At 42.5% G+C, this 22,392-nt stretch carries 26 protein-coding genes and 1 pseudogene; 17 read left to right on the top strand and 10 right to left on the bottom strand.

Going from position 1 to position 22,392, the window contains the following annotated elements; translation table 11 throughout:
* Positions 1–104: 104 nt before the first annotated feature.
* The 5 genes and pseudogenes from V7201_RS18095 (at position 105) to V7201_RS18075 (ending at position 3,642) form a co-directional block, all read left to right on the top strand.
* Positions 105–401, top strand: coding sequence for a nucleotidyltransferase family protein (locus tag V7201_RS18095; RefSeq protein ID WP_335378153.1), 297 nt, complete (start codon positions 105–107; stop codon positions 399–401).
* Positions 394–724 (top strand): annotated as a pseudogene (locus V7201_RS18090) (HepT-like ribonuclease domain-containing protein). The gene V7201_RS18095 and the pseudogene V7201_RS18090 overlap by 8 nt, the downstream one beginning before the upstream one ends.
* Positions 725–1,037: 313 nt before the next feature.
* The gene (locus V7201_RS18085; RefSeq protein WP_335378152.1) at positions 1,038–1,817 is read left to right on the top strand and encodes an REP-associated tyrosine transposase; all 780 of its coding nucleotides are present in this window, start codon (positions 1,038–1,040) and stop codon (positions 1,815–1,817) included.
* A gap of 169 nt (positions 1,818–1,986) precedes the next feature.
* A complete protein-coding gene (locus V7201_RS18080) occupies positions 1,987–2,487 on the top strand; it encodes a hypothetical protein (protein ID WP_335378151.1) in 501 nt (166 codons plus the stop codon).
* A 186-nt stretch (positions 2,488–2,673) separates the two neighbouring features.
* Positions 2,674–3,642 carry a methyl-accepting chemotaxis protein gene (locus V7201_RS18075; protein WP_335378150.1) on the top strand — a complete coding sequence of 323 codons (969 nt, stop codon included), beginning with the start codon at positions 2,674–2,676 and terminating at the stop codon, positions 3,640–3,642.
* Between the two features lie 25 nt (positions 3,643–3,667).
* On the opposite strand, the gene V7201_RS18070 is transcribed toward V7201_RS18075, so the two are convergent.
* From V7201_RS18070 to V7201_RS18060, 3 genes are all read right to left on the bottom strand, one after another.
* Positions 3,668–4,108, bottom strand: coding sequence for a YtoQ family protein (locus tag V7201_RS18070; protein WP_335378149.1), 441 nt, complete (start codon positions 4,106–4,108; stop codon positions 3,668–3,670).
* Between the two features lie 196 nt (positions 4,109–4,304).
* Complete coding sequence (locus tag V7201_RS18065; RefSeq protein WP_335378148.1) at positions 4,305–5,321, bottom strand: DUF1835 domain-containing protein; 1,017 nt, start codon at positions 5,319–5,321, stop codon at positions 4,305–4,307.
* Entirely contained in the window at positions 5,318–5,893 is a 576-nt protein-coding gene (locus V7201_RS18060; protein WP_335378147.1) for a hypothetical protein, read from the bottom strand. Before V7201_RS18060 ends, V7201_RS18065 begins: the two co-directional genes overlap by 4 nt.
* 276 nt (positions 5,894–6,169) lie before the next feature.
* Between V7201_RS18060 and V7201_RS18055 the strand changes: the two genes are divergently transcribed.
* From V7201_RS18055 to V7201_RS18045, 3 genes are all read left to right on the top strand, one after another.
* Entirely contained in the window at positions 6,170–6,883 is a 714-nt protein-coding gene (locus tag V7201_RS18055; RefSeq protein WP_335378146.1) for a hypothetical protein, read from the top strand.
* Between the two features lie 112 nt (positions 6,884–6,995).
* Positions 6,996–7,355 (top strand): hypothetical protein, encoded by a 360-nt coding sequence (locus V7201_RS18050; protein ID WP_335378145.1) that lies wholly within the window; start codon positions 6,996–6,998, stop codon positions 7,353–7,355.
* 245 nt (positions 7,356–7,600) lie between these two features.
* Positions 7,601–8,335 (top strand): sulfite exporter TauE/SafE family protein, encoded by a 735-nt coding sequence (locus V7201_RS18045; RefSeq protein WP_335378144.1) that lies wholly within the window; start codon positions 7,601–7,603, stop codon positions 8,333–8,335.
* Between the two features lie 151 nt (positions 8,336–8,486).
* On the opposite strand, the gene V7201_RS18040 is transcribed toward V7201_RS18045, so the two are convergent.
* The gene (locus V7201_RS18040; RefSeq protein ID WP_335378143.1) at positions 8,487–9,707 is read right to left on the bottom strand and encodes an MFS transporter; all 1,221 of its coding nucleotides are present in this window, start codon (positions 9,705–9,707) and stop codon (positions 8,487–8,489) included.
* Between the two features lie 210 nt (positions 9,708–9,917).
* On the opposite strand from V7201_RS18040, the gene V7201_RS18035 reads away from it, so the two are divergent.
* The gene (locus V7201_RS18035) at positions 9,918–11,654 is read left to right on the top strand and encodes an ABC transporter substrate-binding protein (protein ID WP_335378142.1); all 1,737 of its coding nucleotides are present in this window, start codon (positions 9,918–9,920) and stop codon (positions 11,652–11,654) included.
* 39 nt (positions 11,655–11,693) lie between these two features.
* Positions 11,694–12,218 (top strand): HXXEE domain-containing protein, encoded by a 525-nt coding sequence (locus V7201_RS18030; protein ID WP_335378141.1) that lies wholly within the window; start codon positions 11,694–11,696, stop codon positions 12,216–12,218.
* 52 nt (positions 12,219–12,270) lie between these two features.
* On the opposite strand, the gene V7201_RS18025 is transcribed toward V7201_RS18030, so the two are convergent.
* On the bottom strand, positions 12,271–12,639 hold the full coding sequence (locus tag V7201_RS18025; protein WP_335378140.1) for a PH domain-containing protein: 369 nt from the start codon (positions 12,637–12,639) through the stop codon (positions 12,271–12,273).
* 283 nt (positions 12,640–12,922) lie between these two features.
* Here V7201_RS18025 and V7201_RS18020 point away from each other — a divergent pair, with 283 nt between their 5' ends.
* A complete protein-coding gene (locus V7201_RS18020) occupies positions 12,923–13,651 on the top strand; it encodes a YwaF family protein (RefSeq protein ID WP_335378139.1) in 729 nt (242 codons plus the stop codon).
* Between the two features lie 141 nt (positions 13,652–13,792).
* On the top strand, positions 13,793–14,680 hold the full coding sequence (locus tag V7201_RS18015) for an NAD(P)-dependent oxidoreductase (protein ID WP_335378138.1): 888 nt from the start codon (positions 13,793–13,795) through the stop codon (positions 14,678–14,680).
* Between the two features lie 98 nt (positions 14,681–14,778).
* Here V7201_RS18015 and V7201_RS18010 read toward each other — a convergent pair whose 3' ends face one another.
* Both V7201_RS18010 and V7201_RS18005 read right to left on the bottom strand, forming a co-directional pair.
* Positions 14,779–15,087 (bottom strand): hypothetical protein, encoded by a 309-nt coding sequence (locus V7201_RS18010; protein WP_335378137.1) that lies wholly within the window; start codon positions 15,085–15,087, stop codon positions 14,779–14,781.
* Positions 15,088–15,591: 504 nt separating this feature from the next.
* Complete coding sequence (locus tag V7201_RS18005) at positions 15,592–16,476, bottom strand: hypothetical protein (protein ID WP_335378136.1); 885 nt, start codon at positions 16,474–16,476, stop codon at positions 15,592–15,594.
* Between the two features lie 223 nt (positions 16,477–16,699).
* Here V7201_RS18005 and V7201_RS18000 point away from each other — a divergent pair, with 223 nt between their 5' ends.
* The 4 genes from V7201_RS18000 to V7201_RS17985 all read left to right on the top strand — a co-directional run bounded on the left by V7201_RS18000 (position 16,700) and on the right by V7201_RS17985 (position 20,646).
* The gene (locus tag V7201_RS18000) at positions 16,700–18,217 is read left to right on the top strand and encodes an ATP-binding protein (protein ID WP_335378135.1); all 1,518 of its coding nucleotides are present in this window, start codon (positions 16,700–16,702) and stop codon (positions 18,215–18,217) included.
* 138 nt (positions 18,218–18,355) lie between these two features.
* Positions 18,356–18,955 carry a TetR/AcrR family transcriptional regulator gene (locus tag V7201_RS17995; protein WP_335378134.1) on the top strand — a complete coding sequence of 200 codons (600 nt, stop codon included), beginning with the start codon at positions 18,356–18,358 and terminating at the stop codon, positions 18,953–18,955.
* Positions 18,948–19,871 (top strand): ABC transporter ATP-binding protein, encoded by a 924-nt coding sequence (locus V7201_RS17990; protein ID WP_335378133.1) that lies wholly within the window; start codon positions 18,948–18,950, stop codon positions 19,869–19,871. The genes V7201_RS17995 and V7201_RS17990 overlap by 8 nt, the downstream gene beginning before the upstream one ends.
* Complete coding sequence (locus tag V7201_RS17985) at positions 19,864–20,646, top strand: ABC transporter permease (protein ID WP_335378132.1); 783 nt, start codon at positions 19,864–19,866, stop codon at positions 20,644–20,646. The genes V7201_RS17990 and V7201_RS17985 overlap by 8 nt, the downstream gene beginning before the upstream one ends.
* 197 nt (positions 20,647–20,843) lie before the next feature.
* Here V7201_RS17985 and V7201_RS17980 read toward each other — a convergent pair whose 3' ends face one another.
* From V7201_RS17980 to V7201_RS17970, 3 genes are all read right to left on the bottom strand, one after another.
* Complete coding sequence (locus tag V7201_RS17980) at positions 20,844–20,987, bottom strand: YvrJ family protein (RefSeq protein ID WP_335378131.1); 144 nt, start codon at positions 20,985–20,987, stop codon at positions 20,844–20,846.
* A gap of 69 nt (positions 20,988–21,056) precedes the next feature.
* Complete coding sequence (locus V7201_RS17975; RefSeq protein WP_335378130.1) at positions 21,057–21,275, bottom strand: DUF2922 domain-containing protein; 219 nt, start codon at positions 21,273–21,275, stop codon at positions 21,057–21,059.
* Between the two features lie 36 nt (positions 21,276–21,311).
* Positions 21,312–21,527, bottom strand: a complete 216-nt coding sequence (locus tag V7201_RS17970; RefSeq protein WP_335378129.1) for a DUF1659 domain-containing protein — start codon at positions 21,525–21,527, stop codon at positions 21,312–21,314.
* A gap of 182 nt (positions 21,528–21,709) precedes the next feature.
* On the opposite strand from V7201_RS17970, the gene V7201_RS17965 reads away from it, so the two are divergent.
* Complete coding sequence (locus tag V7201_RS17965) at positions 21,710–22,330, top strand: DUF3298 and DUF4163 domain-containing protein (RefSeq protein ID WP_335378128.1); 621 nt, start codon at positions 21,710–21,712, stop codon at positions 22,328–22,330.
* Positions 22,331–22,392: the final 62 nt, after the last annotated feature.

Here is a 22,392-nt window from a genome sequence, read left to right as displayed (position 1 = left end):
CAGAAGTCTTGCATAGAGCAAGGCTTTTTTCTTTCTCTGGCGAATAAATAAAAAGAGGGATGTTATAATGTATGTAACGAAAACGAGGAAATGGCGGTGATTGGATGGTATCACAAAAAGAGATCCTAGATGTATTCTCAAAAAATCTAAATACATGGAGTGAAAAATACGGCGTAAAGCGGATTGGCTTGTTTGGTTCGTATAGCCGGGGAGAACAAAAAGACTCCAGTGATATTGATGTGATTGTTGAATTTAATGATAGTCAATTATCTTTTGATAACTATATGGATTTGAAGTTTTACCTCGAAGATACCTTCCAAAAACCTGTCGATTTAGTCATTATAAACGATATCAAACCTGCTCTGAAGCCAAGCATTTTAGGAAGCGCTAAGTATGCATAGGGAGCCAAAGGTCTTTCTGGAGGATATATTAACTGCTGCTAATAAGGTGTTAAAGTACACAAAAGGGCTATCTTATGACGATTTAATAGATAACGATTTAGTCTCCGACGCTGTAATTAAAAACATTCTAGTGATAGGAGAAGCAACCAAGAACATTCCAGATGAAATCCGTGAAGCTAATCCTCAGAAAGATGGCCGGTATGAGGGATATGATGATACATGGATATTTCTCCATCAATTATCGAATTGTTTGGGATGTTGTCCAAAATAAGATACCTGCACTTAAAAAACAAGTGGAACAACTTTTAAAAACAATTGATTAATTTTTCATAGGGACGTACCTTATGCTTCTTTTTTCATGAAAAAGAAGCACAGGGTACGTCCCCCTTTTCTTTGCTCAGGAAGCACAAGAAACGTCCCTGTGCTTCCTGAGCAAAAGAAGCGTCCCTCTGCTTCTAATTATGGCAGGTATATGAACTTTTCAAAATAATAGAGTAAAACGAATCTGAATGTAATATGATTGTGTTGGACCCGCTGTTAACTCTTCTTTTTCCTCTTTTTTGTACTAACACTTCTTCTAATTCTGCACTGTAACGAAAATCAATTCCTAATTAATTTTAACGAGTGGTGATGAGGGTGGTTCGTAAAGCTAGGAAGAAAAGTACTAGTGGTATTTATCATGTCATGTATCGAGGTGTGAATCTTCAGGAGATCTTTCATGATGATAAAGACAATAGGAAGTTCCTTGAAATCTTGAAAAAATATAAAGATAAATTGGGGCTTAAAGTTTATGCGTGGTGTTTGATGAACAATCATGTGCATCTGCTCATAAAAGAGGGGGAGGAGGCGCTTGGTACGACCATGAAGCGGATCGGTGTGAGCTATGTATCGTATTACAATGATAAGTATCAAACGGCCGGCCACCTTTTTCAGAATCGATATCACAGCGAAACGGTTGAGAATGACGATTATTTTCGCACGGTTGTTCGGTATATCCACCAGAATCCTGTTAAGGCCGGAATGGTAATGCGGGTGAATGAGTGGAAGTGGAGCAGCTGCGCCGGATACTATGAACAACCTTACTTTCCCGTAGGCTTGCTTGATCAGAACAAAGCTTTAGGAATGTTCTCTGATGATTTTTCCATTGCAGTTGAGAAATTTAAGGAATTTAATGAACAAACGCACCAGGATGAGTGTATGGAAGATCGGCCTTTTAGTCGCAGAAGGCTCCCGGATGAGGCGGCGAAGCTGAAGATGGAAGAAATTCTTGGTTCTACAGAAATTGCTCAGGTAAAAAGTCTGCGTAAAACAGAGCGCGATATGATCTTGAGGGAGATTAAAAACATCGATGGACTTTCCCAGCGTCAAGCTGCCCGAATTTTGGGCATCCCGCCAAGTTTGGTTTTCAAAGTATAATAACCACTCCTAATTAACATCCTCTTATTTTCAATCTTCAAATCTACTAATCTTTTTTCAAATAATAAGAAGAAGTTTAGTCCAAAAAGCGATAATCAGATAGTTATGGGTCTGAAGGAAGCAAAGGGTGCGTCCCTGTGCTTCTAAAATATATTCAGGAGGCTTTATCATGGGACTAGATATGTATTTGCGTTCTTTGCCCAGAATTGAGGGGATGGAACTGGATGAAATTTTAATGGCTAATGCCAACATGCGCCAGCATGAACAAGAAAATAGTGAGGTTTATCAAAAGATTAAACCGCATATTAAACATTTTGAAGAGTTTGATATGAAGTGGCGCAGTATGTTCACAGACGTTGTATATTGGCGGAAAGCCAACTGGATTCACCATTGGTTTGTAGAGACCATCCAGGGCGGGGAAGATGATATGTCACACTATGAAGTGACCAGCAACCAGCTTTTTGAACTCCATAACAAGTGCCTCGAAGTGCTTGCTCGAGATAATCCCCCTTGGGACGTTCTGCCGGCAAGGCCAGGACCTTTTTTCGGCAGTACCTCTTATGACTCCTACTATTTCTATGAAACGGATCGAACCAAAAACATCTTGGCAGACCTCCTCGAAAACTTCAATTTCCAAACCCACTATATCCTGTACCACGCAAACTGGTGAAGCAAGGGGACGTTTCTCATGCTTCCATCTTTTTAAACACGGGGACGTATCCCATGCTTCTTCCGCTTATGAAGTGAAAAGGAAGCACTGGGATACGTCCCCGTGATATATATCACTATAAACACAGTGCAAAATTGCTATACTGCTAATTAATTTATGTTTTTTAGGAAAGTGTAGGGGTTATGTATGTTTCCAACAAGAAAACGAATCGCTGAATTGGAACAGTCGAGGACAGAGTTACAAAGTCAATTTGATCAGATTCTATCGGAGTCCCAGGAGAAGGAAGCCTTTTACGAAACCTTTCTGGAGAATTTTAATGAAGGGCTGCAAAAAATGATTGCTCAGCATGAGCATGTGAATAACCAGCATTATCAATTAGGCGATAAAGTGAAGCAAATAAAAAGTCACTTTGACGAGGTTAACCAAATTAGCCAATCCTCAGTTGAAAACGCAGAGCTATTGTCCTCTAAAGGAGACAATTTGATTGAATTAGCGAAAGAAATGGTGCAGAAATCAAATGAAGGTACATTTCTTGTCGAGGAAGTGGAACGGGTCATCTCACAGCTTGGGGAGAGGCTTAGTGAAACCTATCAAAAAATGAATCAATTGAATAATCGATCAAAGGAAATACAAATGATTGTTCAGGTCATAAAGGAGATTGCCGACCAGACGAACCTTCTTGCCTTGAATGCATCCATTGAAGCGGCGAGGGCTGGTGAGCATGGAAAGGGATTTGCCGTCGTTGCCGAAGAAGTGAGGAAACTTGCAGAGGGTACAGCGAAAAGTACCAACGATATTAGCCATTTGACAGGAAATATTCAAAGGGATATAAAGGACACGATTGAGTCAACCGTTACCAGCAGGGAGTTAATTAATCAAACATCTGAATTAAGCATGCAAACATCCAGCAGTATGAAGTTTATCTCATCCGTTACCAAACAAGTGGAAGTGGAAGTAGAGGGAATACTGACGACGATCCACGAACAAAATGAACGCTCCAAACAAGTAGTTGATGAAATCGTACACACGAAATCCATCTTTGATCAAGTGAACGAATTAATCATTGAGCATATAGAAGAAGCCAGGAAAGTCGATATAAAACTAGAAGAAACCACCAGTAAGGTTGAATCACTTGTAAAACAAAAGGAAGCATAGGGACGTATCCTATGCTTCCAAATTTCTATTCAAAAATATATCCAACAACATCCAGAGCCTGCTCCACCGTCTCAACTGTCACATTCGCCTTATTAGACAGTTCCTTCAACGGGTGAATCAATGATTCCGGCCTAATAATAATCGTAGGTTTGTTCATCGCGATTGCGGTGGTGGCATCCATCGCGGTGTTCCATTGTTTGTACTTTTCGCCGAATAGGGCGATGACGATATCAGATTTTTGCATTAAGACCTGTGTTCGGAAGTTGTTTATATCTGACGCGGCGTCATCCTTATAGTAATTTCCAGGTTGTTCTCCCAGGATTTCCTCGCCGATCTGGTCGGAACGATCATGGTTTGTTTGGGGTCCTACAAAGGTTAAAGGGAGATTTCGTTCCTTTGCTTTTTTTGCCACCTGATCTCGCCAATCATCGTGAATCTGTCCTGCCAAATAAACCGTTAATTCCATCGTAACACCCTCCTAATGATAATCTTCTAGATTCATCATATATAACTTTACTAATAATTCAAAGCATGGGGACGTATCTTATGCTTCTAACGCTTTTGAAGCAATAGGAAGCACTGGGTACGTCCCTGTGCTTCACGTCCCTGTGCTTCACGTCCCTGTGCTTCAAAGAAAGCACAGGAAATGTCCCCATGCTTTACTATTTCAGCTTCACACTATAATACCGCATACCCTTCGGAATTCCTTTTATCTCGAAAAAGCCTTTATAAACAAGAGCTCGCAGTCTGTCTTCTAAAAAGGCATCGCCAACATGCTGGTCGATTCGGCCATAGACTTCTCCAATGATCCTGGGTGCTTTGATAAAGTCCTTTTCTCTTTGTTTCGTATGTAATTTTTGAGCAACTGAGATGATGAATTCATCAAAGTAATCTTCGTTTACAGCTTTGATGGTGTTATTTTTCCAAATCCGCAGCACTTCTTTACTCTCTGCAAGGGTCAGCCATTCTGTCTCGTATCGTCTTCTTTCCTCAACAGTTAAAGGACTGGATAATTTCTTTTGAAAGATCTCGTTTATTTTTTCTGGTTCGGGCCCGCCGGTATGGGAGTACAGATACTGATACTCTTCCGTATTGAATAGTTCCTGATAGGCTATGGTGGTATTGATTAAGTACATGTCATTTGCTTTTTCTTTTAGCAAGTGAAAAAGATAACGTATGCCCGTTTGTTCATCTGCATTTTCGGCAGTCCAGATTACAATGGGAACATGAGGGGGGATAGCCTCTATCTCCAAGAGGGTGTCTGAAAATCCGCGTTCATATACTGTTTCAATATAATCATCTTGATAATTTAGATGGTCTCGGAGCCATTCAAATCGGCGCTCGCGTCCACCTTCTGTATGAAGTTCCTCAATGGGACCAACTGCAAAGAAGTCAGGAAAGCCGATTACCTTATGCTCATGCCCAAATGTGTACCGCAATGATCCGGCAGCGGATTCCCCGCAGACAAGATGGACTGTTTTGTAATCTCGTTCAACCACCTGATCGTTTTGAAGGATGGTCTCCATTTCGTTATACCATGATGATAAATCCTCTATTATCTGCCCGGGGTCTTCATTAGTTTCCTGAACCATTTTTAACCGAAGCATCGTTTGCAGTAAAAGAGATTTGGCATCATTTTCGGAAAGATGACGGATAGAGCGACGCAAGTCTTCAATCATTGGTGATTTCCTTTCTTTTTGCGAAATTTTAAAAGTAAAAAGATGGTTACTCCGCTGACGACAACACCTGCTGCCCATAAATAAAGTGGATTTCCATCCTGTTCGCGGCGGCTCAAATCAACTTTTTCAACTGGAGGTTTTCCTGCACCAAGGATCGGCAAATCGTCTTTTAAAGCAGTCAAATCATTTGTGCGGTCACATATGAGGGTCACAAGGGTTTTAGCTCCGTACATTTCTGATTCATTCGCATAAACCAAGTATTCCTGCCCCTTTGTGAAAGTAAACCCGCAATCCCCGCCGCCTTGGCCGGTGGTAATGATGATTTGTGATTGTGTTACGCCTTTCCAAGTGTTCTTGACTTCAAAGAGGACGGATTTACTTATATATCCTTTTGAATTCCGCTTATCTTTTATATCCAAAACTTTCCCGCTAAATACAGCCTGGGACCGCTCCAATTCCCTTGCCGCAGTCGGCGGCTCAACGCATTTACACGCACTTGTAACAGAAGGGAACGAGCCCGCAACAATACTCACCATAAACATCAATGCCAAAAATGGCATAATGCTCTTCATACCAACACCTCCAAAAGCATTAACAAACCCGTCCCGCTTTTTCTAAGATAGTCTACTAAAAGGGAAAGATTCCCTTCTTGGAAGCATGGGGACGGTTCTTGTGCTTCCATCTTGAATAAAAAGAAGCAAAGGAAACGTCCCTGTGCTCCTGGTCATTTGCTTTTAAAAGGAAATTAAAGGGAGGATGCAGAATTTTAAGAGGTAAGATATCGTCCGCCGAACAAAGGTTAATAACGGAAAGATGGATGTAATCGGACTTATAAGGGGAGTTATGGGATGAGGAAATTATTGCTGATTATGTCATTAGTCTTCTGGATGGCTACACCTGTAAGTGCAGAAGATGGAATTCCGGAGGGTGCACAGGAATTTGCTGATACATTTTTTGGACAGATCGTGAAGGATGAACTAAAATCCTCGATTGCGGGGGACTTCAATCTAAACCCCAACTCTGAGAATATAATATTCGGTCCGCTTCATCCTGTATATACTTTTACAAAGGATTTCGTGAAGGGAAAAAAGATTGGGGCCGATGGAATCATTAAGACTGAGGAATACATTGCAGTCGTCTATCAGGATGGTATACCAGTAAATGTTATCGGGACTTATGAAAAAGCTTCAGGAGAATTTGAGATGTCTACATTCGGGTATGGAGTAGACATCGCTCAAGAATTGCATAAATTAAACGCTGGCGAGTGGGTTTTCTCTGAGGCACCGAAAGATGGCTGGTATGTATACGATGGGAAAACCGTAAAGCCGCTGACTCAACAAACAAAGAAATTAATGGCGGAAGAAAAAAGCGTAAAGGAGTATCAGGAAATCGTAATCGAACGATATAAGAATGTCGATTCGAGACCTGGAATGGCGGGAGGAAGCGGTGGAGGTAATATAGATATAGAGTTTGGTATGTACATGGCTTTAGGTATTGCATGCATAGCAGCTGTCATTGTTTTTTTCGCTAATAACCGAAAAAGGAAGAGTAAACAGGGCTAATGATTAATTGGCATACGCGTTAATTTGAGGGCAAATTGTTCTTTTGGTTTGAGAGATTAGTAGAGTCATGGTTTCCTTGTATATTACCGTTTTTAAATGCGGAGGTTGTGAGATGGGCTATTTATTCTTTTTATTGGCAATGGCTATGATTGCCGGAATTTGGTTCGGCTGTCTTGTCCTTCAGATTAGGATATCGAAGTATTCTACAGAAAAAGCCGGCTGGAAAACATTCGGAAACTTTTTGTTGCTGACGTTGGGACCGATTGCGGTTGTCGCACTATCTCTCTTCCTCAGTATCCAGTTCAATAAGGAAGATGAATATACTGGCCAGGGAGTTGGCTGGTTTTATGTCATGTTTTTCATGTTCCAATTTATCGGCATTCCTGCAAAAGCGATATTATTGCCGGTCATGCATGCTGTAATCAGGAAAAAGGGGAGTTTGAAGAATAATGGACCAGGAAAACCGATGTAGAATTCTGAGGCGGTGAAGGCAATCCTGTAAAAAAGGTTGCCTCTTTTTATTTTGGAGAGGAATGAATGTTCAAAGGCCAAAAGGAAGCACAAGATACGTCCCCGTGCTTCTTTACAGGTCAATAGGAAGCACCAGAACCGTTCCTCTGCTTCAGTTTATAATTTTTTCTTATCACTTTTAATCAAAAACATTAAATTTTCTTATTCTTCTAACGAGAATATAATAATTCCAGGGGGTGTAAAAAAATGGATTATATTATTCTGTTTTTCATCGGAATTTGTGCAACGACGATTGGAACCCTGGCTGGTGGAGGGGGCTTGATCAATTTGCCAGCGATGCTTGTTTTGGGAATCCCGGTGCATTCAGCGATCGCAGCGAATAAAGTTTCGAATACGGTCAGTTCCTTCTCAAGCTTTTTCCATCTTTATAAAGAAAAGAAATTAACGTTTAAGGAATCGTTCTGGATTATTCCCGTCAGCATGATTGGCGGGGTGAGCGGCGGATTCATTGCTTCAAAAATTGCCAGTGATGACATGTATATCTTGGCACTCTTCCTTCTGGTCTTTGCATTTATTGCCTCGTTTATAGGAAAGGGGAATTTCTCGGAGGATGAGCGTTTAAAGGTTTCGGGAAAAAGTGTTACCGGGCTATACGGAATCGGGATTTATGACGGACTATTTGGACCAGGGCAAGGAACGCTAATGCTTTACTTGTTTGGGCATTTGAACATTGCCTACATTCGAGCGGTCGGCTATGTCCGGCTTGCCACGTTTTCGAGTTGCTTAGGTGCAGCAATTACCTATATTTCCACAGGTGCCGTTATCTGGCCTGTGACTATTGCATTGATGCTCGGGTCATTGACAGGAGCACAAATTGGCGTTCGGATTGCGGGCAAACTGAAGCCGAAATATGTAAAACCAATTTTAAGGGTGACCACATTGGCGCTGGCGGTGCAAATCTTTTTGGAGAATGTGTTATAGGGGACGTATCTTATGCTTCCATTTTTTTTTAGGGAAATTACAAGGATTTCGGTGCTGGGCGCATTAGACTGCTAATCCACAAAGAAGCAAAGGGAACGTCCCTCTGCTTCACCGTCCCCATGAAAAGAAGCAAAAGGAACGTCCCTCTGCTTCACTTTTCTGTCCACAGTTTTGTCTGCTTGAATATAAGAAATACAACTAGATTGAAAACGGCTGCGCTGGCGAAGACGGAGTCGGTTCCCCACCAGGTGACCATCCAGCCGGAGAAGAGCATGGCGGCGGGCATGCCGATCCGGAAGAAGGTTCCGGTTAGTCCGGCGATGCGGCCCATCAATTGGACTGGGGTTTGCTCGTGCCGGAATGTATAGGCGCAGACGAGATACACGGTGACGGCAAATCCATTTAGAAACAGGAACACAGCAAACAGAATTGGCTCGGTCGTGAAACGTAAGCCAAGGTAGGCCATCGCGTTTAGTAAAATCGAAAATCCAAACAGCGGCCCAAGGTTGAGTTTTTGCCGGAGTCTGCTAATCAACAGGCTTGCCAGCAGCCCGCCCATTCCTCCAAACGACAGCATGATGGATAATGTGGAAGTCGGCAGTTGTAAATCGGCGGTTCCAAAGATGAGGATCGTGTTGCCAACGACAATTCCCGAACAATTCACCATGATAATAAACAGCGTGATCATCCACAGTGCCCTGTTTCCCTTGAATGCGTGCCAGCCCTCTTTAAAATCGAGCCAGAAGGACTGACGTTTTTGCTGTTGGACCGGTTCATCCAGTACAAGGTTATGGATTAATAAGTAGGCGGCCAGATAAAGGAAGACGGTAATCAGCAATCCTTCCGTCTTATCGGCGGCCATGAGGACAATCCCCAGGAAGACTGGCCCCATGATGCCGACAAAGGTTTCGGCAAATGAGAACCTGGAGTTTGCTTCTGTAAGAAACGTCATCGGTACACTGGCTTTTACAAGACTAACCTGTACATTGAAGAAGCCGTAATTGAGCGTCATCAGGATGAACCCAAGCAGGTAGAACAGTACATGCGTCTCAATCTTTGCTCCAAACATGAAGTATACAACAGTTAAGCCCGCAGCCTGAAGCAAAATCATCGTAAGTGCCCATTTCTTTTTGTCTACCCGATCGACCACGACCCCCACAAAGATGCCGAAAAACAAATTCGGCAGCAATTCAGCCGTTCGCATCGACGTCATCACGATCGGCGACCCTCCTGATAAATCGTACATAATGAGCGGCAGCAGCAGCTCATATATTTTATTGCCGATACTCAAGAGCAGGCTGGCTGACAGCAAGAATGTAAAATTGCGGTATTTCCAGATGCTTGTTTTTGGTTGTGCGTACTCCATTGCCATAAAATGAACTCCTTTTTCTTAAAAATTTTTCCTGCGAGTTCATCTTAAATTGAAAAGAACTTAGTAAAAATCGTAAAGATCAGAAAAGTTTTTCGGGTTTTAGGATATTAGTGGCACAGATTAAAAGCTGAAATATTTTTTTCATCTTTACTCTTTTTTACGGCAAATTTATTTGAGATGATGGAAAAAACATGAAATGGGAGTTGTATTATGAATCCATCCCAATTTTATTATTTTTTCGTTTTAAGAAAGGCCTTTCAGCAATATGGTGAGGGCATTGAAATAAAAGTGACAATGAAGACACTGGCAGAGCTGTTTTTTTGCACTGAACGGAATGCGAAGCTAATTATTTCAAAGCTGGAGGAGTATGGACTTTTGCATTTCCAACCGGGCAGGGGGAGAGGGAATGCCTCGATGCTGGTGTTCAAAACATCCCTTGAAAGCTGCTTGCTCAGTCAGGTTCAGTTCTTGTTGAGCTCCAATGAAACAGGAAAAGCATTTGAAATTGTAAAAGAGTTTGGGGAAGGAACCTGCGCCGAGGAATACATCCTGAATTGGACATCGAATTATTTCGGCTATAAACAGGCAAATGAGGAGGGGAAAGAGCTGGAAATCCTGCGATTCCCTATTTATCGGCCGATTACCACTCATGATCCAACGCGGGTCGTCTTCGATTTAGATGCGCATTTGATCCTGCAGGTTTATCAGCCTCTTGTTCAATATGATGTTCAAAAAGGGATATTCACTGGTTGTCTTGCACGTGCCTGGGAAGCGAATCATGAAAAAACGGAGTGGTTGTTTTTTTTACACAAAGGAGTGAAATTTCATAATGGGGCAGAGCTGACAGCGGAAATCGTCGCCGACTCGGTGTCCCGACTCTTTGATTCGCCTCACAGATGGCTGGTTGCCGATGTCGTTGAAGCTGAAGTGATTTCCAGATACACGATTCGGTTCAGGCTGGAAAAACCGAACCATCTTTTTCTCCACTTTGTTTCCAGTACACCGATGGTGATTGTCGAACCGGACCATTTTACCGGCACAGGCGCTTTCAAGCTTGAAAAGTATCATCAGGACCTTTGTGTACTCTCAGCATTCGAAGCCCATTTCCAGCCTCGACCTTATTTTGACAGAGTGGAAATCATCCGAATCAGCGATGAGATGAAGGAGTGGCAATTGCAGCAAAAACTTTCCCTTGAAACGGGCGAAACAGAGGCTGCTGTTGAGAAAAAGTGGGACACACAGAGCAGCATCTTTTCTGGAACGAACGTGTTAACCGTAAATACGGCTAAAAAAGGTCCGCTGCAAAATGTCAGCCTTCGTAGGTATCTTAGCAGTGTGATTGACCGGGATAAGCTGGTCACGCTTGGCAGTCCACGGCTATCGCCTGCTTCAGGCTTTCAGCAAGACGATATGGCTCCTTTGGAAATCGAAATCCCTTCGCAATCTGATGTCATTTTTTCAGAGGAAAAACTAACCCTTATGACTTATAAACGGCATGCAGACGATGCCGCACTGCTTCAATCGATGCTGCAGGAACATGGAATCAATCTCGCAGTAGAGATTGTCGATTGGAATGAAATTCTCACGGACAGCATGGTTGCCAGAGCGGACCTGCTCCTTTTTGAAGCTACACCGAATGAAGGGATAATCTCCATTCTGGATTTAATCTTGTTTGAAAAAGGTTTTATCTATCCTTTCCTTGAAACAAGTATTAAACAGGAGTTAAGGAACATGATTGACCGAATCAAGTCCGAGACTTCCGAGGATGTTAGGAAAGAGCTGTTGAAAAAGCTGGAGATGTATTTAGCATCTGAGGGCGTGATCATTTTTCTTGTGCATAAGATGGTAGAGGCATCCTATGACAAAGAGCTCGAGGGGGTCACGTTCACTTCAAAAATGTGGGTTGATTTTAAAAATCTCTGGTTTAAGAGAATCGAACAGTCATAGATTCTGAGCAAATTAGGAGGAAGGTAGGGTGCGCAGCTCATGGATATCCAAACGTTGATTTGGTTATTTCCAATCGTCTTCATTTTTCATGACTTTGAAGAAATTATAATGCTAGAAAGATGGGTTGATAAACATTCAAACACCGTCGCAAAGGTATTGCCGGCAAGAATGGCGCAAAGAGTAGTGAAACAATTTTCAATGACGACTGCCCAGATGTCTGTAGCCGTGTTGATCGTTTTTCTATTCGTCAGCAGTTCAACTTTCATGGCAAACCAGTATCTGAACGGCGGAACAGCCGCGAGCATTCATTTCTTCACAGCCGTGATTCTAGTTTTCTTTATTCACGTCTTTACCCATATTGGCCAATCGATTTTATTCAGGTCGATCACTCCAGGGGTTGTAACTTCCGTTTTTCTCGTCCTGCCTTATACTTTGATTATGTTAAACTCTTTATTGGAGAGGCGGATCATTGACTGCGATACGATTGTGACCTGTTTGCCTTTTGTTTTACTGGCAATCCCTATTGTTTTAATCGCTCATTTTATTGGAAAAAGAGTTATATAGAATAAAAGAAAGCATTCCATGTTACCTGACAAGGAATGCTTTTTTATTAGGGTTATAGGAGTGCCTCTGCAATCAATTTATCAAACTTGCGAACATCAATGCCTTTTTTTAGATTTACTTTGATATGGCCCGCTCTTGTCCATAATTCAACCTCGGCGTTAAAATCAAACAAACTCCCCGCGTTTTCCGATGACCACATATTGATTGAGGAATATGGCAGAGAGTAGATCTCAACCTTTTTACCTGTCAGGCCTTGTGCATCCCTTACGATTAATCGCTTATTTGTGAAAACCGCGCTGTCACGTATTGTTTTATAAGCGGCAACCGCCTTTTCTCCCTCCACCAATAAGTCATTCACATCATTAGGAATTGGGCATTCCGAAATAAAAGTCCATGCCAAAATCGCTTGTGTTGCAACCATTATAACAACCTCCAGTTCAGTTTCATTCCCTATTTGTATTCTGTATATAAATCGGAATTCCTGCTACACAGAAGCAAGGGGACGCTTCTTGTGCTTCCATTCTCGGAAAATGAGTGATGTCCACTTGCTTGGATGGATCGAGCATGGTAGACATAATTCCTTAACTGCTTTCACTCCCCAGAATTTTTGAAAACGAAAGAAGCAAAGGGTACGTCCCTTTGCTTCTCTGCATAGTAATATAGGTAACAGCATTTTTATTTTTTCAGCGAGGGGTGATGACATCATGTTTTCTGTTACTGGTATGCAGGGTTTTGAGTTGTTTTCGGCGCAGCACTTGATTACGCTTGGGTTTTTCTTTGCTGTCTGTCTCGCCATGGTGCTTTTTCGGAAAAAGCTGAAACCTCATCAGAATGTAGTAAAGTGGACGATTTTTTGGACTTTGCCTGCTTGTGAGGTATCTGCGCATATATGGCTCATTCTGACTGGGCAATGGGATGTCGGTGATCTTCCATTACATCTGTGTTCGATGAGCTCGTTCTTGGCAATGTACTTATTTTTGAAGAAGAGTGTAAAAGGGTTTTATGTCTTATATTTTATCGGCACACTGCCTGCGATTTTAGCCATGGTTACACCTGAAATGACCTACGTTTTTCCTCATTTTCACTTTATCGAATATTTCCTTCACCATTCTGCCATTCCAATTGCCGCTTTGTATTTTATCCTTTTTGAAGGATATCGCGTTCCTCGAAAAGCCATCCTATTCTCTTATCTCGTTGTCAATATCATAGCCGTTCCTATTTTTATCCTGAATATCCTGCTCGATACAAATTTCTTCTATTTAGCGAGTCCAACAGAATCAAAGACGATCCTGAGCTTTTTTGGCAGTGGGATTATGTATTATATTAATCTAGAAGTAGCTGCACTCATTGTTTTTTGCATTACGTATATACCGATGTGGCAGCTTTTGAAAAGGGAAAATAAGCAGCTTATAAATGAGCATAAAAGTATATGATCCAAGAGAACCTAATCTAATGGTGGATTAGGTTCTTTTGTATTTTTACATTATTCAACCGAGACTCCAAATGAACAAAATTGTTCATAATGTATTAAAATCAAAGGAACAAAATTGCGTGATTTGGAGGTAAGCGAGGATATGGAAAAAGTCATTAGTTTTATTGGTCTCGGCAATATGGGTGCACCAATGGTGAAGAGTTTGTTAAAGGCAGGATATCACGTTAAGGTATATAACCGTACCCCGGAAAAAGCTAGTGATGTTGTCACGGCAGGGGCGGAACTGGTTGAAGATCTGGCAGATGTGGCCGTTCCTGGCGGCATTGTCATTACGATGGTATCTAACGATCAAGCGTTGGAAGAAGTGACAATGGGTGATGAAGGTTTCGGGCACAAGCTTGGTGAGGGAGGCGTCCATTTGTCGATGAGTACCGTTTCACCGGATACTTCACGAAAGCTTGCTGAATTTCATAAAAAGCACAATAGCCATTATGTCGCATCTCCTGTCTTTGGCCGACCGGATGCAGCCACGGCACAGAAATTGTTTATTTTATCATCAGGTCCGAATGAGGCAAAAGAGCGAGTAAAGCCGGTTCAGGAGGCAATGGGCCAGCGTGTGTTCGATCTAGGTGAGGAACCGGGGAACGCGAATGTGATCAAGCTTGGCGGCAACTTCATGATTATGGCGGCGATGGAAGCGATGGCTGAATCGTTTAATCTGGCTGAGAAGAATGGAATCGACCGGCAAGTGGCGGCAGAGGTATATGCGTCCACATTATTTAATTGCACCGTCTACAATGGATACGGTTCAATGATCGCCAACCGGAAATTTGAACCCGCAGGCTTTCAGCTGGAACTTGGCCTGAAGGATTGCAATTTGGTGCTCGAGGAAGCGAACGCTAAACAAGCACCAATGCCATTCGCAAGCCTGCTGCACGATTCCCTGCTCGCTTCAGTAGCAAAGGGAAGAGGAAAGCACGATTGGTCAGCACTCACAAGAATAGCATCCGAGAACGCTGGATTAGAGTAACACGGGTGAACATGGGGACGGTTCTTGTGTTCCAATTTTTCCATTTCACTTTTTGATGACAGGGTCCACCTCACTGATTGTGAGGTGGATTTTTTGAATCAACCTGCATACTGAGTGATTCTCTTTTTTAAATCCTCGAATTTTAAAAGGTAAAGGTAAATTTCTTTGGCAAACACTCCGTCATCTCCCTCGGAAATAAAGTAATCCCGGTATTCCTCAAAAACTTCATCAATCGTTTCCAGCATTGCCGCCTTTTTTAACGCCAGTTTTGCTCCCTTATAGTGGGCCAAATCCGATTCCCAGCGTTCAAGCCAGTCTAAATAATTGCTGCGCATTAACTCATAGTCATCAATATATGGATGTGAAAAATCATCGGGTGGCTGTTCTGTGTGTTCAATATTCGTCATAGCAGTCGTCGTTGCAAAAATAGTCTCCCCGCTGGTTAACCCGATAATGTTCTTTAACCTTAGAGTGACAGTATTTACAGTTCATTTTTTTCTCCCCCTTCAGAATCTTGTTCATTATCGATTTACATACATAGGCATTGTGAATTCTTTTACGGGAAAGCGTGTACTGGTTTTTGGCAGTACATGTAACCTTTGCAGGTGAGGCTTCTTTTACTATTTTCGAATGATGTGCTGATCGGCATGATAGACACCCATTTTTTCCGGATTGAAGTGAATATAGGAATCCAATAGGCAGTTTAGGGACCCATTTTTTCCGGTTGATATGAATATAGGTATCCAATCGGCAGTAGAGACGCACATTTTTTTCGGTTGAAGTGATTATAGGAATCCAATCGGCAGTATAGGCGTCGCCCACTAATTCCGATTTTTTCTAAAACCTAGATGCCGATCGGCCATCACGGCGCCTGCCGGCCTATCCAATGTTTCCGGCACCCAAAACTCCTTTTAACGCGCATTTCCCTGCACCAAATCCTCAGAAAATCCCATTTCAAAAAGGTCCGCAAAATACATCTCCTGAAGTTTCTTGTTGAGAATCCCGGTGTAATAGGCAACTGGATTTTTAACAGTTACCTTCGATTTTAGCTTGCGGACGAGCTGCTTAAAGGAATCCAGGGAAACAGTGAGCATTCTGTCCTTATCGTTCTCAGAGTTGTTGCGGTAAGCGGAGATCGTGCTCATTCGCCAGAACTCTTCGATCGTTTTAGCCTTAGGGAAGAAATATTTTACCAATCCCACAAATGCTGCTGGTACTCGATCGCTGACAAACAAGTGGTATTCAGGTTCTTTTTTAGATGCTGCGGTTTCATGCATGCCAGCAGTCTCGGTTGTTCTTAGCGAATCTTCAGCTGATTCATTTTGAACAGGCGTTGTTTCACGTTTATTATTCTTTTTAATGTTAGTTTTAGAAGGAATGATTGTTTTATTATGGTGGCTCAATTTTTCCTCGGTTAGTGGTTCATTCATAGGAAAGCGACAGAATACATAAAGGTTGCTAGATTGTGACCCGTTCTTGCGCTCGGTTTCATAGACGGTGAAAATCCCGATTTTGCTTGCTTTAATGATCATTCTTTTAAAAGTGGATCGCGAAATCATTCCTATTTCTCCATACTCCTCGTATATCGCCTTCAGCACGGTTCCAATTTTCGCATTGGCTACACCTGGAACCTTAGCCGCAAAACGAGCCAGCCTCTTCAGCCCGATTAGCTCGCCTTTCGTGAAGTAATGTTTCTTATCCGCCATCCACATTTCAAAATGGTTATTGAATTCCCGAAGTGAATCGAATTGTGAATACTCTGCAAAACTCTCAATATTAGTAGATTTAATATGCATGTAAATGCACCACCCTTTCACCGTCTATATACAAGCCGGCGGTTGAAAAGGACATGGCAGGGAAGTGGTGGGTGTGTCATTTTTGTGACAATTGGAACGTTGGGACGGTTCTTGCGTTCCAACATGGAACACAAGAACCGTCCCCATGTTCACGAAAAAGAAGGATAATCAGTTGGATTTGTCTAAATATAGTATAAAAATACTAGATAATATGAGGGTCGAAATGAATGGACAAATAAAAGTTATTGGCGGGAAGATTAAGGAATTAGGTGGACATTTTACGGCTCAAATCGTGGATAATCGAATGGATCAAAAGGAGCAGTATACCTATTTGTTAAGCCAGTTAGGATCTTTACAGTATTCGGAAAAAAGTCTCTATTTTTTATTGGGGGAGTTTTTGATCACTTCAAGCGATAAGGACAAAAATACTTTACTCACTTTCGCGGATGTCTTCGGGGTAAAGTCAGTTAATTCAATGGTACCACTGGACCAGGCCATCAATTTCATTTATCGCACGCGAGGAACGATCATGAATTTACTTGAAAGTGAATTCATGGGCAAAAGGATCTCGGCTGAAACCCTTTTTGATGTCATAAAAATACTAGAACCTCTCTATCAGCTCATTTCTCGTACACTTTTTACCCACTATAATGAAGCCTTATCCTTCACTAAATTTGCTCTTAATGAATCGAATCAAGATTTACAGATTACCCATAGGGAGCTTGCTGATCTTAAGAGAGCCTTAAATGAAGCTACTATTTTTTCAATTAGCGATAAAGAAGATCGAATTACCTATGTGAACGATAAATTTTGCAATATCTATCAATATACTGAAGAAGAATTAATAGGAAAAAAACATACTATATTTTGTTCTGGTTTCCATCCTCCTGCCTTTTTCAAAAAACTGTTAGAGACAATTGGAAGAGGAGAGGTTTGGAAGGGGGAAATAGTCAACCAGGCAAAAGATGGTTCCCAATATTGGCTAGATACGACAATCATTCCCTTTCTTGATTCAAATGGAGAAAGATATCAACATATTTCCATCCAATATGACATAACAGAAAAGAAGAAAACGGAAGAAAGCCTGCGTAAAGCGGAAAAGCTTGCCATGATTGGGGAATTGGCAGCTGGGATTGCTCATGAAATACGCAACCCGCTAACATCGATCCGTGGATTTGTACAATTGCTTAACGAAAGCAGTGCTGGACAAAATTATACAGATATTATTATTGAAGAAATTGAGAGAATCAACTTGATTGTTAGTGAATTCATGGTTTTCGCCAAGCCTCATCAGGTTTATTTTAGTGAGTGTGATTTGACGGCCATTTTAAGTGGTGTCATTAAGTTTCTTGCACCCGAAGCAATCTTGAAGAACGTCCTAATGGAATTCGAATTTCCTAAAGAGGAAGTTAAGATATTAGGGGAAAAATCTCAATTAAAACAGGTGTTTTTAAATTTAATCAAAAATTCCATTGAAGCGATGCCGAACGGCGGGAAAATTCATATTACCCTAGAAAAGTCTTACGATAATATTCTGATCACCATTAAAGATAATGGGGTTGGGATGGATGAAGAACAGGCGAAAAAATTAGGAGAGCCTTTTTTCACGACAAAACAGGATGGAAATGGCTTAGGCCTTATGGTTAGCTATAAAATCATCCAAAATCACAATGGAACCATTGAAGTTAGCAGTCAAAAAAATATTGGGACATCCTTTACGATATCTTTTGATAAAAACTGACATGGTACATGGGGACGCTTCACATGCTTCGGAATGAGGCATGAGAAGCGTCCCCGTGTTTATATTGCGTTTTGGTGGTTAATTATGTTACTCTGTGACTATAAAAACAATTATGGTCATACAGTGCGGAGGTTTGGGATGGCGACTGCTTTTACTGAAAGTGAAAAAGAACTGATTCGAAATAGGTTAATGGGGGCAGCGGAGGATTGTCTCGGGAAGTATGGTGTGAAGAAGACGACGGTGGATCAGCTTGTGCAAATGGCTGGCATCTCGAAGGGAGCTTTTTATCAATTCTTCCCCTCTAAGGAAATCTTGTTTTTTAAAGTACTGGAGGAGTTTCAGGTCTCGCTGATGGCCGAGGGTATGAGTGTGCAGCAGGGGTCCGGTGAACGGACTGCTGAAGCTTTTAGTGAATTTCTTTACAGTCTTTATCAGCGGGTAAGACATTCGTTTTTAATGAATATCATCCAGAATGGAGAAATGGATTTGCTGATGAGGAAAATTCCTGTAGAGGAGATTGCTCGTCATCATTCGTTTGATGATCTGATTGCCCAAAATTTATTTAGTGATTTTAACATTGGAAGTAATCCTCATGTCGCAGCGGCTTCTTTAAGGGCGATTTTTCTGAGTATGCTCCATGTGAAGGAAATTGGCGAGGAGCATTTTGACGGGGCTTTGAAAATGTTGATTCATGGAATTGCGCTGCAATTAATGGGGGAGGATGCTGGGGATGAGTGAAGTCATCGATGCTTCTGGTTTAACGAAGGCGTATGGAGAAACGATTGCGGTCAACTCGGTTAACTTGCAGGTGAAAAAAGGGGAGATTTTCGGTTTCCTTGGTTTGAATGGAGCTGGAAAAACGACCACGATTCGCATGCTCCTTGGCATGATCGCTCCCACGAAGGGTGAATGTTTTATACGGGGAGAGAAAGTGACGGCGGGGAATGTGCGGATGTGGAATCTTGTTGGCTACATCGTGGAAACGCCGTACTCCTACCCTGAACTGACGGTGAAGGAAAACCTCGAGATTGTCTGGAAGCTCAGGGGCATGAAGGATCGCAGCCGGATTTCGTGGATTATGGGGTTATTGAAATTAGAACAGTATGCCTCGGTAAAAGCAAAGCATCTTTCGCTTGGGAACGCGCAGCGTCTTGGGATTGCGAAAGCGCTCATCCACAAACCGGAAATCCTGATTCTTGATGAACCGACGAATGGGCTGGATCCAGCAGGGATTGTGGAAGTGCGGGAGCTGCTGAAAGACCTGGCAGAAAATGAAGGTGTGACGATTTTGGTTTCAAGCCATAATCTTGATGAGGTGTCGCGAATGGCGACTAATATTGCGATTATCCACAATGGCAGAATGGTCAGGGAAATGGATGCTGCCAGTCTGGAAAACGAGCTGAAAAAGACGCTGGTGGTCGATGGAAGACAGAAAGAAATAATGAAAGAAATATTAAGAAAAAAGGGGTACGATTTTTCCGTGACCTCAGATTACTTAGAAGTGAACGGGGATCATGCAGTCAAACATCCTGACCAGGTCGCTTCCATGCTCGTTGAGGCAGGCTGTCCGCCCACTCTTTTACAAGTGAACAAAGAGAATTTGGAGAATTACTTTTTACGGATGATCGAGAATGGGGAGAAAATCCATGCGTGAATTAGCGATTGCTGTATCAGTCGAGGGCAAAAAGTTCTTTCGTTCTAAGGTTCCCTTCATCACGATGCTCGCCATGCTGATGATTCCGTTTGTCGGCGGGCTGTTCATGTATATTTTAAAGGATCCCCAAAACGCGCAGAACATGGGGATTATTTCAGCGAAGGCGCAGCTGGCAGGGTCTGCGGATTGGCCATCCTATTTTGGGCTGATTGCCCAGGCGATATCGATTGGCGGCTTAATGGCATTTGGGTTTGTGATGAGCTGGATTTTCGGCAGGGAGTTTTCTGATCGAACGATGAAAGATTTGCTTGCTTTGCCCATCCTGCGCGAGTATATTGTTATTTCAAAATTTATCGTTGTGTTTGTTTGGTGTTTGATGCTTTCGATGATCGTGTTTGTTTTAGCGCTTGTAGTTGGACATCAGGTTGACATTCCTGGCTACTCATCCGAGCTGCTGAAGCAGGGAACACTAGTATTCTTTGTTTGTTCCGTCCTGACACTGTTGATATCCGCACCGGTCGGGTTTTTTGCTACCATTGGCAAGGGGTATTTATCACCATTAGGTTATGTCATTTTCACCATGATCATCGCTCAAATCATTGCGGCTACTGGCTACGGACAATACGTGCCATGGTCGATTCCGGCATTGGCCAGTGGAATGGACGGCAGTGGTGAAATGGCGATTGAACCTATTAGCTATGTCATTGTTTTTATAACAGGCCTGGCAGGATTGATGGCCACAGCTTTTTGGTGGAGGTATGCAGATCAGAATTAGGAGTTTAATAGAAAATATGGAGTCCCAAGGTTCCACTTGTCTTTTCCATTAAAAATGGTTGAGGGATTAGTGCATCGGAAAATTACAAGAGCTGCTGGGATGATCCCGGCAGCTTTCTTTTGGGCATAAATTTTTAGATAAGAAAAAGGTTTTTTTAGCATCCCGCTTTTATAAAGAGAGATGGTCGCAGGGTCAAGTTATGCCTTCTCCTGCATTCTGGCGGGCAGGCTTTGAATCGATTGGACGACTGTATCGAGCTTGGCTTCGATTCGATGAAGCAGATACAGGGTCACAATGATCGGGAATCCTACGTCACTAATGAAGGGAATCAACTGTTCCATTTGCGCTTCCTCCTTTTGGGGTTATTTTACAAAAAAAGCCGGTCCCTGAAGAAGACCGGCTGACGTTCATTAGACAAGTTCATATTCTGCTACATTACGTTCGATGACGCGGGCACTGCCAACGGCAACAAGGGTACCGCTTGGAGTCTGGAATGCGTTGGAAGCGATGATTTGCTCCATCGCAAGCTTGACTGCTGCTGGATCGATCGGTTCCTTCGGGTTATCTACCGTAAGCTTGGTGTTTTTGCCAAGATCGGTGACAAATTGCAATTCTAGTGTTTTAGCCATGTTATTCACCTCCTATTCTATTATTTAGTTGTAGAATTAGATGATTTCAAAGCTGTCGTTCCGCTCAACAGAGTTAAGCAAGTTCGCGCTAAGACCACCTAGTGCCTTCGCAGCCTGGTCTACCTGGTCTGCAGTAGCTTCTTTTCTCACATTAGAGTAAGTCTTGCCTTTGTAGATCGGTTCGCCCTTCTCATTCATTCCCGTTTCGAATGAAAGCCTGATTGATGAATCCTTCAACATCGCTAATGCCATCTTGTCTCACCTCCTTTCACCTTCTATATACAAAGTTAGAGGAGAAAAGGACAGGGTAGTTTGAAAAAAACATGGGGAAGGTTCTCGCGTTCCAAAGTGGAACATGAGAACCTTCCCCATGTTCCAGGCAATCACCCAAAGTAGTGCCTGCGAATAGGGTAATGAAAAAGAGGGTGTTGGCCATGGCATGTACGCTGCCACTAGGTATCCATACGCTTCGAATCGGGAATGGCCCTGATCGTGAGGTTTGTTATCCGCATGTTTACCAGGTGAAAAATCGCCAATTTGAGCGGTTCATGAATCGAAGCATTGTGAAAGAAACGCAGAATTTGATTAATACGCAAGCGGGGGATTCTCCATCGACAGTTGAGTGGATGAACGGTTCCTATGAAATCAAGAACAACCAACGGGAGGTACTGAGCCTGTCGCTGGTGAACAATACGTACCATTTTCATGCTGCCCATCCGATGACCTATATTAAGGCGTTGACGTTCGATCTTAAGGGTGAGAAAAAGTGCAGTCTGAAGGACTTTTTCAAACCAGGAAGCGACTATATCGGCCGGATTTCTGAGCTGGTCAAACTGCAAATCAAAGAGCGTGACATCTTCCTGATCAGCGATTTTACTGCGATAAGGCCTGACCAGGATTTCTATGTGGCCGACAAATCACTCGTCATCTATTTCCAGCTGTATGATATCACCCCGTACGCATTCGGATTCCCAATGTTCCCAATCTCCGTTTATTCACTTCAGGACATAATCAAAGAAGACGGCCCGCTTGGAAGGCTAGCCATTCATAATTAGGGCAAAGCATGTGGAAACATGGAAACCGTCCCCGTGTTCCCCCATTTTCCAAATTGGATGAG

It is taken from the genome of Bacillus sp. JJ1122 (assembly GCF_036964885.1).
GTDB lineage: Bacteria > Bacillota > Bacilli > Bacillales > Cytobacillaceae > Mesobacillus.
This window is presented reverse-complemented; position numbering and strand designations above follow the sequence as displayed.

What these genes read in the sequence shown, in the direction of transcription:
- V7201_RS18025 (WP_335378140.1), bottom strand. Translation starts at nt 12,639, where the DNA reads ATGGTTGCAACACAAGCGATTTTGGCATGGACTTTTATTTCGGAATGC.
- V7201_RS17980 (WP_335378131.1), bottom strand. Translation starts at nt 20,987, where the DNA reads ATGGAACAGTTGATTCCCTTCATTAGTGACGTAGGATTCCCGATCATT.
- V7201_RS18030 (WP_335378141.1), top strand. Translation starts at nt 11,694, where the DNA reads ATGGATATCCAAACGTTGATTTGGTTATTTCCAATCGTCTTCATTTTT.
- V7201_RS18065 (WP_335378148.1), bottom strand. Translation starts at nt 5,321, where the DNA reads ATGATTGAAGACTTGCGTCGCTCTATCCGTCATCTTTCCGAAAATGAT.
- V7201_RS18000 (WP_335378135.1), top strand. Translation starts at nt 16,700, where the DNA reads ATGAATGGACAAATAAAAGTTATTGGCGGGAAGATTAAGGAATTAGGT.
- V7201_RS18020 (WP_335378139.1), top strand. Translation starts at nt 12,923, where the DNA reads ATGTTTTCTGTTACTGGTATGCAGGGTTTTGAGTTGTTTTCGGCGCAG.
- V7201_RS17995 (WP_335378134.1), top strand. Translation starts at nt 18,356, where the DNA reads ATGGCGACTGCTTTTACTGAAAGTGAAAAAGAACTGATTCGAAATAGG.
- V7201_RS18040 (WP_335378143.1), bottom strand. Translation starts at nt 9,707, where the DNA reads ATGGCAATGGAGTACGCACAACCAAAAACAAGCATCTGGAAATACCGC.
- V7201_RS18050 (WP_335378145.1), top strand. Translation starts at nt 6,996, where the DNA reads ATGGGCTATTTATTCTTTTTATTGGCAATGGCTATGATTGCCGGAATT.
- V7201_RS17975 (WP_335378130.1), bottom strand. Translation starts at nt 21,275, where the DNA reads ATGGCTAAAACACTAGAATTGCAATTTGTCACCGATCTTGGCAAAAAC.
- V7201_RS18075 (WP_335378150.1), top strand. Translation starts at nt 2,674, where the DNA reads ATGTTTCCAACAAGAAAACGAATCGCTGAATTGGAACAGTCGAGGACA.
- V7201_RS17985 (WP_335378132.1), top strand. Translation starts at nt 19,864, where the DNA reads ATGCGTGAATTAGCGATTGCTGTATCAGTCGAGGGCAAAAAGTTCTTT.
- V7201_RS18045 (WP_335378144.1), top strand. Translation starts at nt 7,601, where the DNA reads ATGGATTATATTATTCTGTTTTTCATCGGAATTTGTGCAACGACGATT.
- V7201_RS18055 (WP_335378146.1), top strand. Translation starts at nt 6,170, where the DNA reads ATGAGGAAATTATTGCTGATTATGTCATTAGTCTTCTGGATGGCTACA.
- V7201_RS17965 (WP_335378128.1), top strand. Translation starts at nt 21,710, where the DNA reads ATGGCATGTACGCTGCCACTAGGTATCCATACGCTTCGAATCGGGAAT.
- V7201_RS18035 (WP_335378142.1), top strand. Translation starts at nt 9,918, where the DNA reads ATGAATCCATCCCAATTTTATTATTTTTTCGTTTTAAGAAAGGCCTTT.
- V7201_RS18005 (WP_335378136.1), bottom strand. Translation starts at nt 16,476, where the DNA reads ATGCATATTAAATCTACTAATATTGAGAGTTTTGCAGAGTATTCACAA.
- V7201_RS17970 (WP_335378129.1), bottom strand. Translation starts at nt 21,527, where the DNA reads ATGGCATTAGCGATGTTGAAGGATTCATCAATCAGGCTTTCATTCGAA.
- V7201_RS18015 (WP_335378138.1), top strand. Translation starts at nt 13,793, where the DNA reads ATGGAAAAAGTCATTAGTTTTATTGGTCTCGGCAATATGGGTGCACCA.
- V7201_RS18095 (WP_335378153.1), top strand. Translation starts at nt 105, where the DNA reads ATGGTATCACAAAAAGAGATCCTAGATGTATTCTCAAAAAATCTAAAT.
- V7201_RS18080 (WP_335378151.1), top strand. Translation starts at nt 1,987, where the DNA reads ATGGGACTAGATATGTATTTGCGTTCTTTGCCCAGAATTGAGGGGATG.
- V7201_RS18010 (WP_335378137.1), bottom strand. Translation starts at nt 15,087, where the DNA reads ATGACGAATATTGAACACACAGAACAGCCACCCGATGATTTTTCACAT.
- V7201_RS17990 (WP_335378133.1), top strand. Translation starts at nt 18,948, where the DNA reads ATGAGTGAAGTCATCGATGCTTCTGGTTTAACGAAGGCGTATGGAGAA.
- V7201_RS18060 (WP_335378147.1), bottom strand. Translation starts at nt 5,893, where the DNA reads ATGAAGAGCATTATGCCATTTTTGGCATTGATGTTTATGGTGAGTATT.
- V7201_RS18070 (WP_335378149.1), bottom strand. Translation starts at nt 4,108, where the DNA reads ATGGAATTAACGGTTTATTTGGCAGGACAGATTCACGATGATTGGCGA.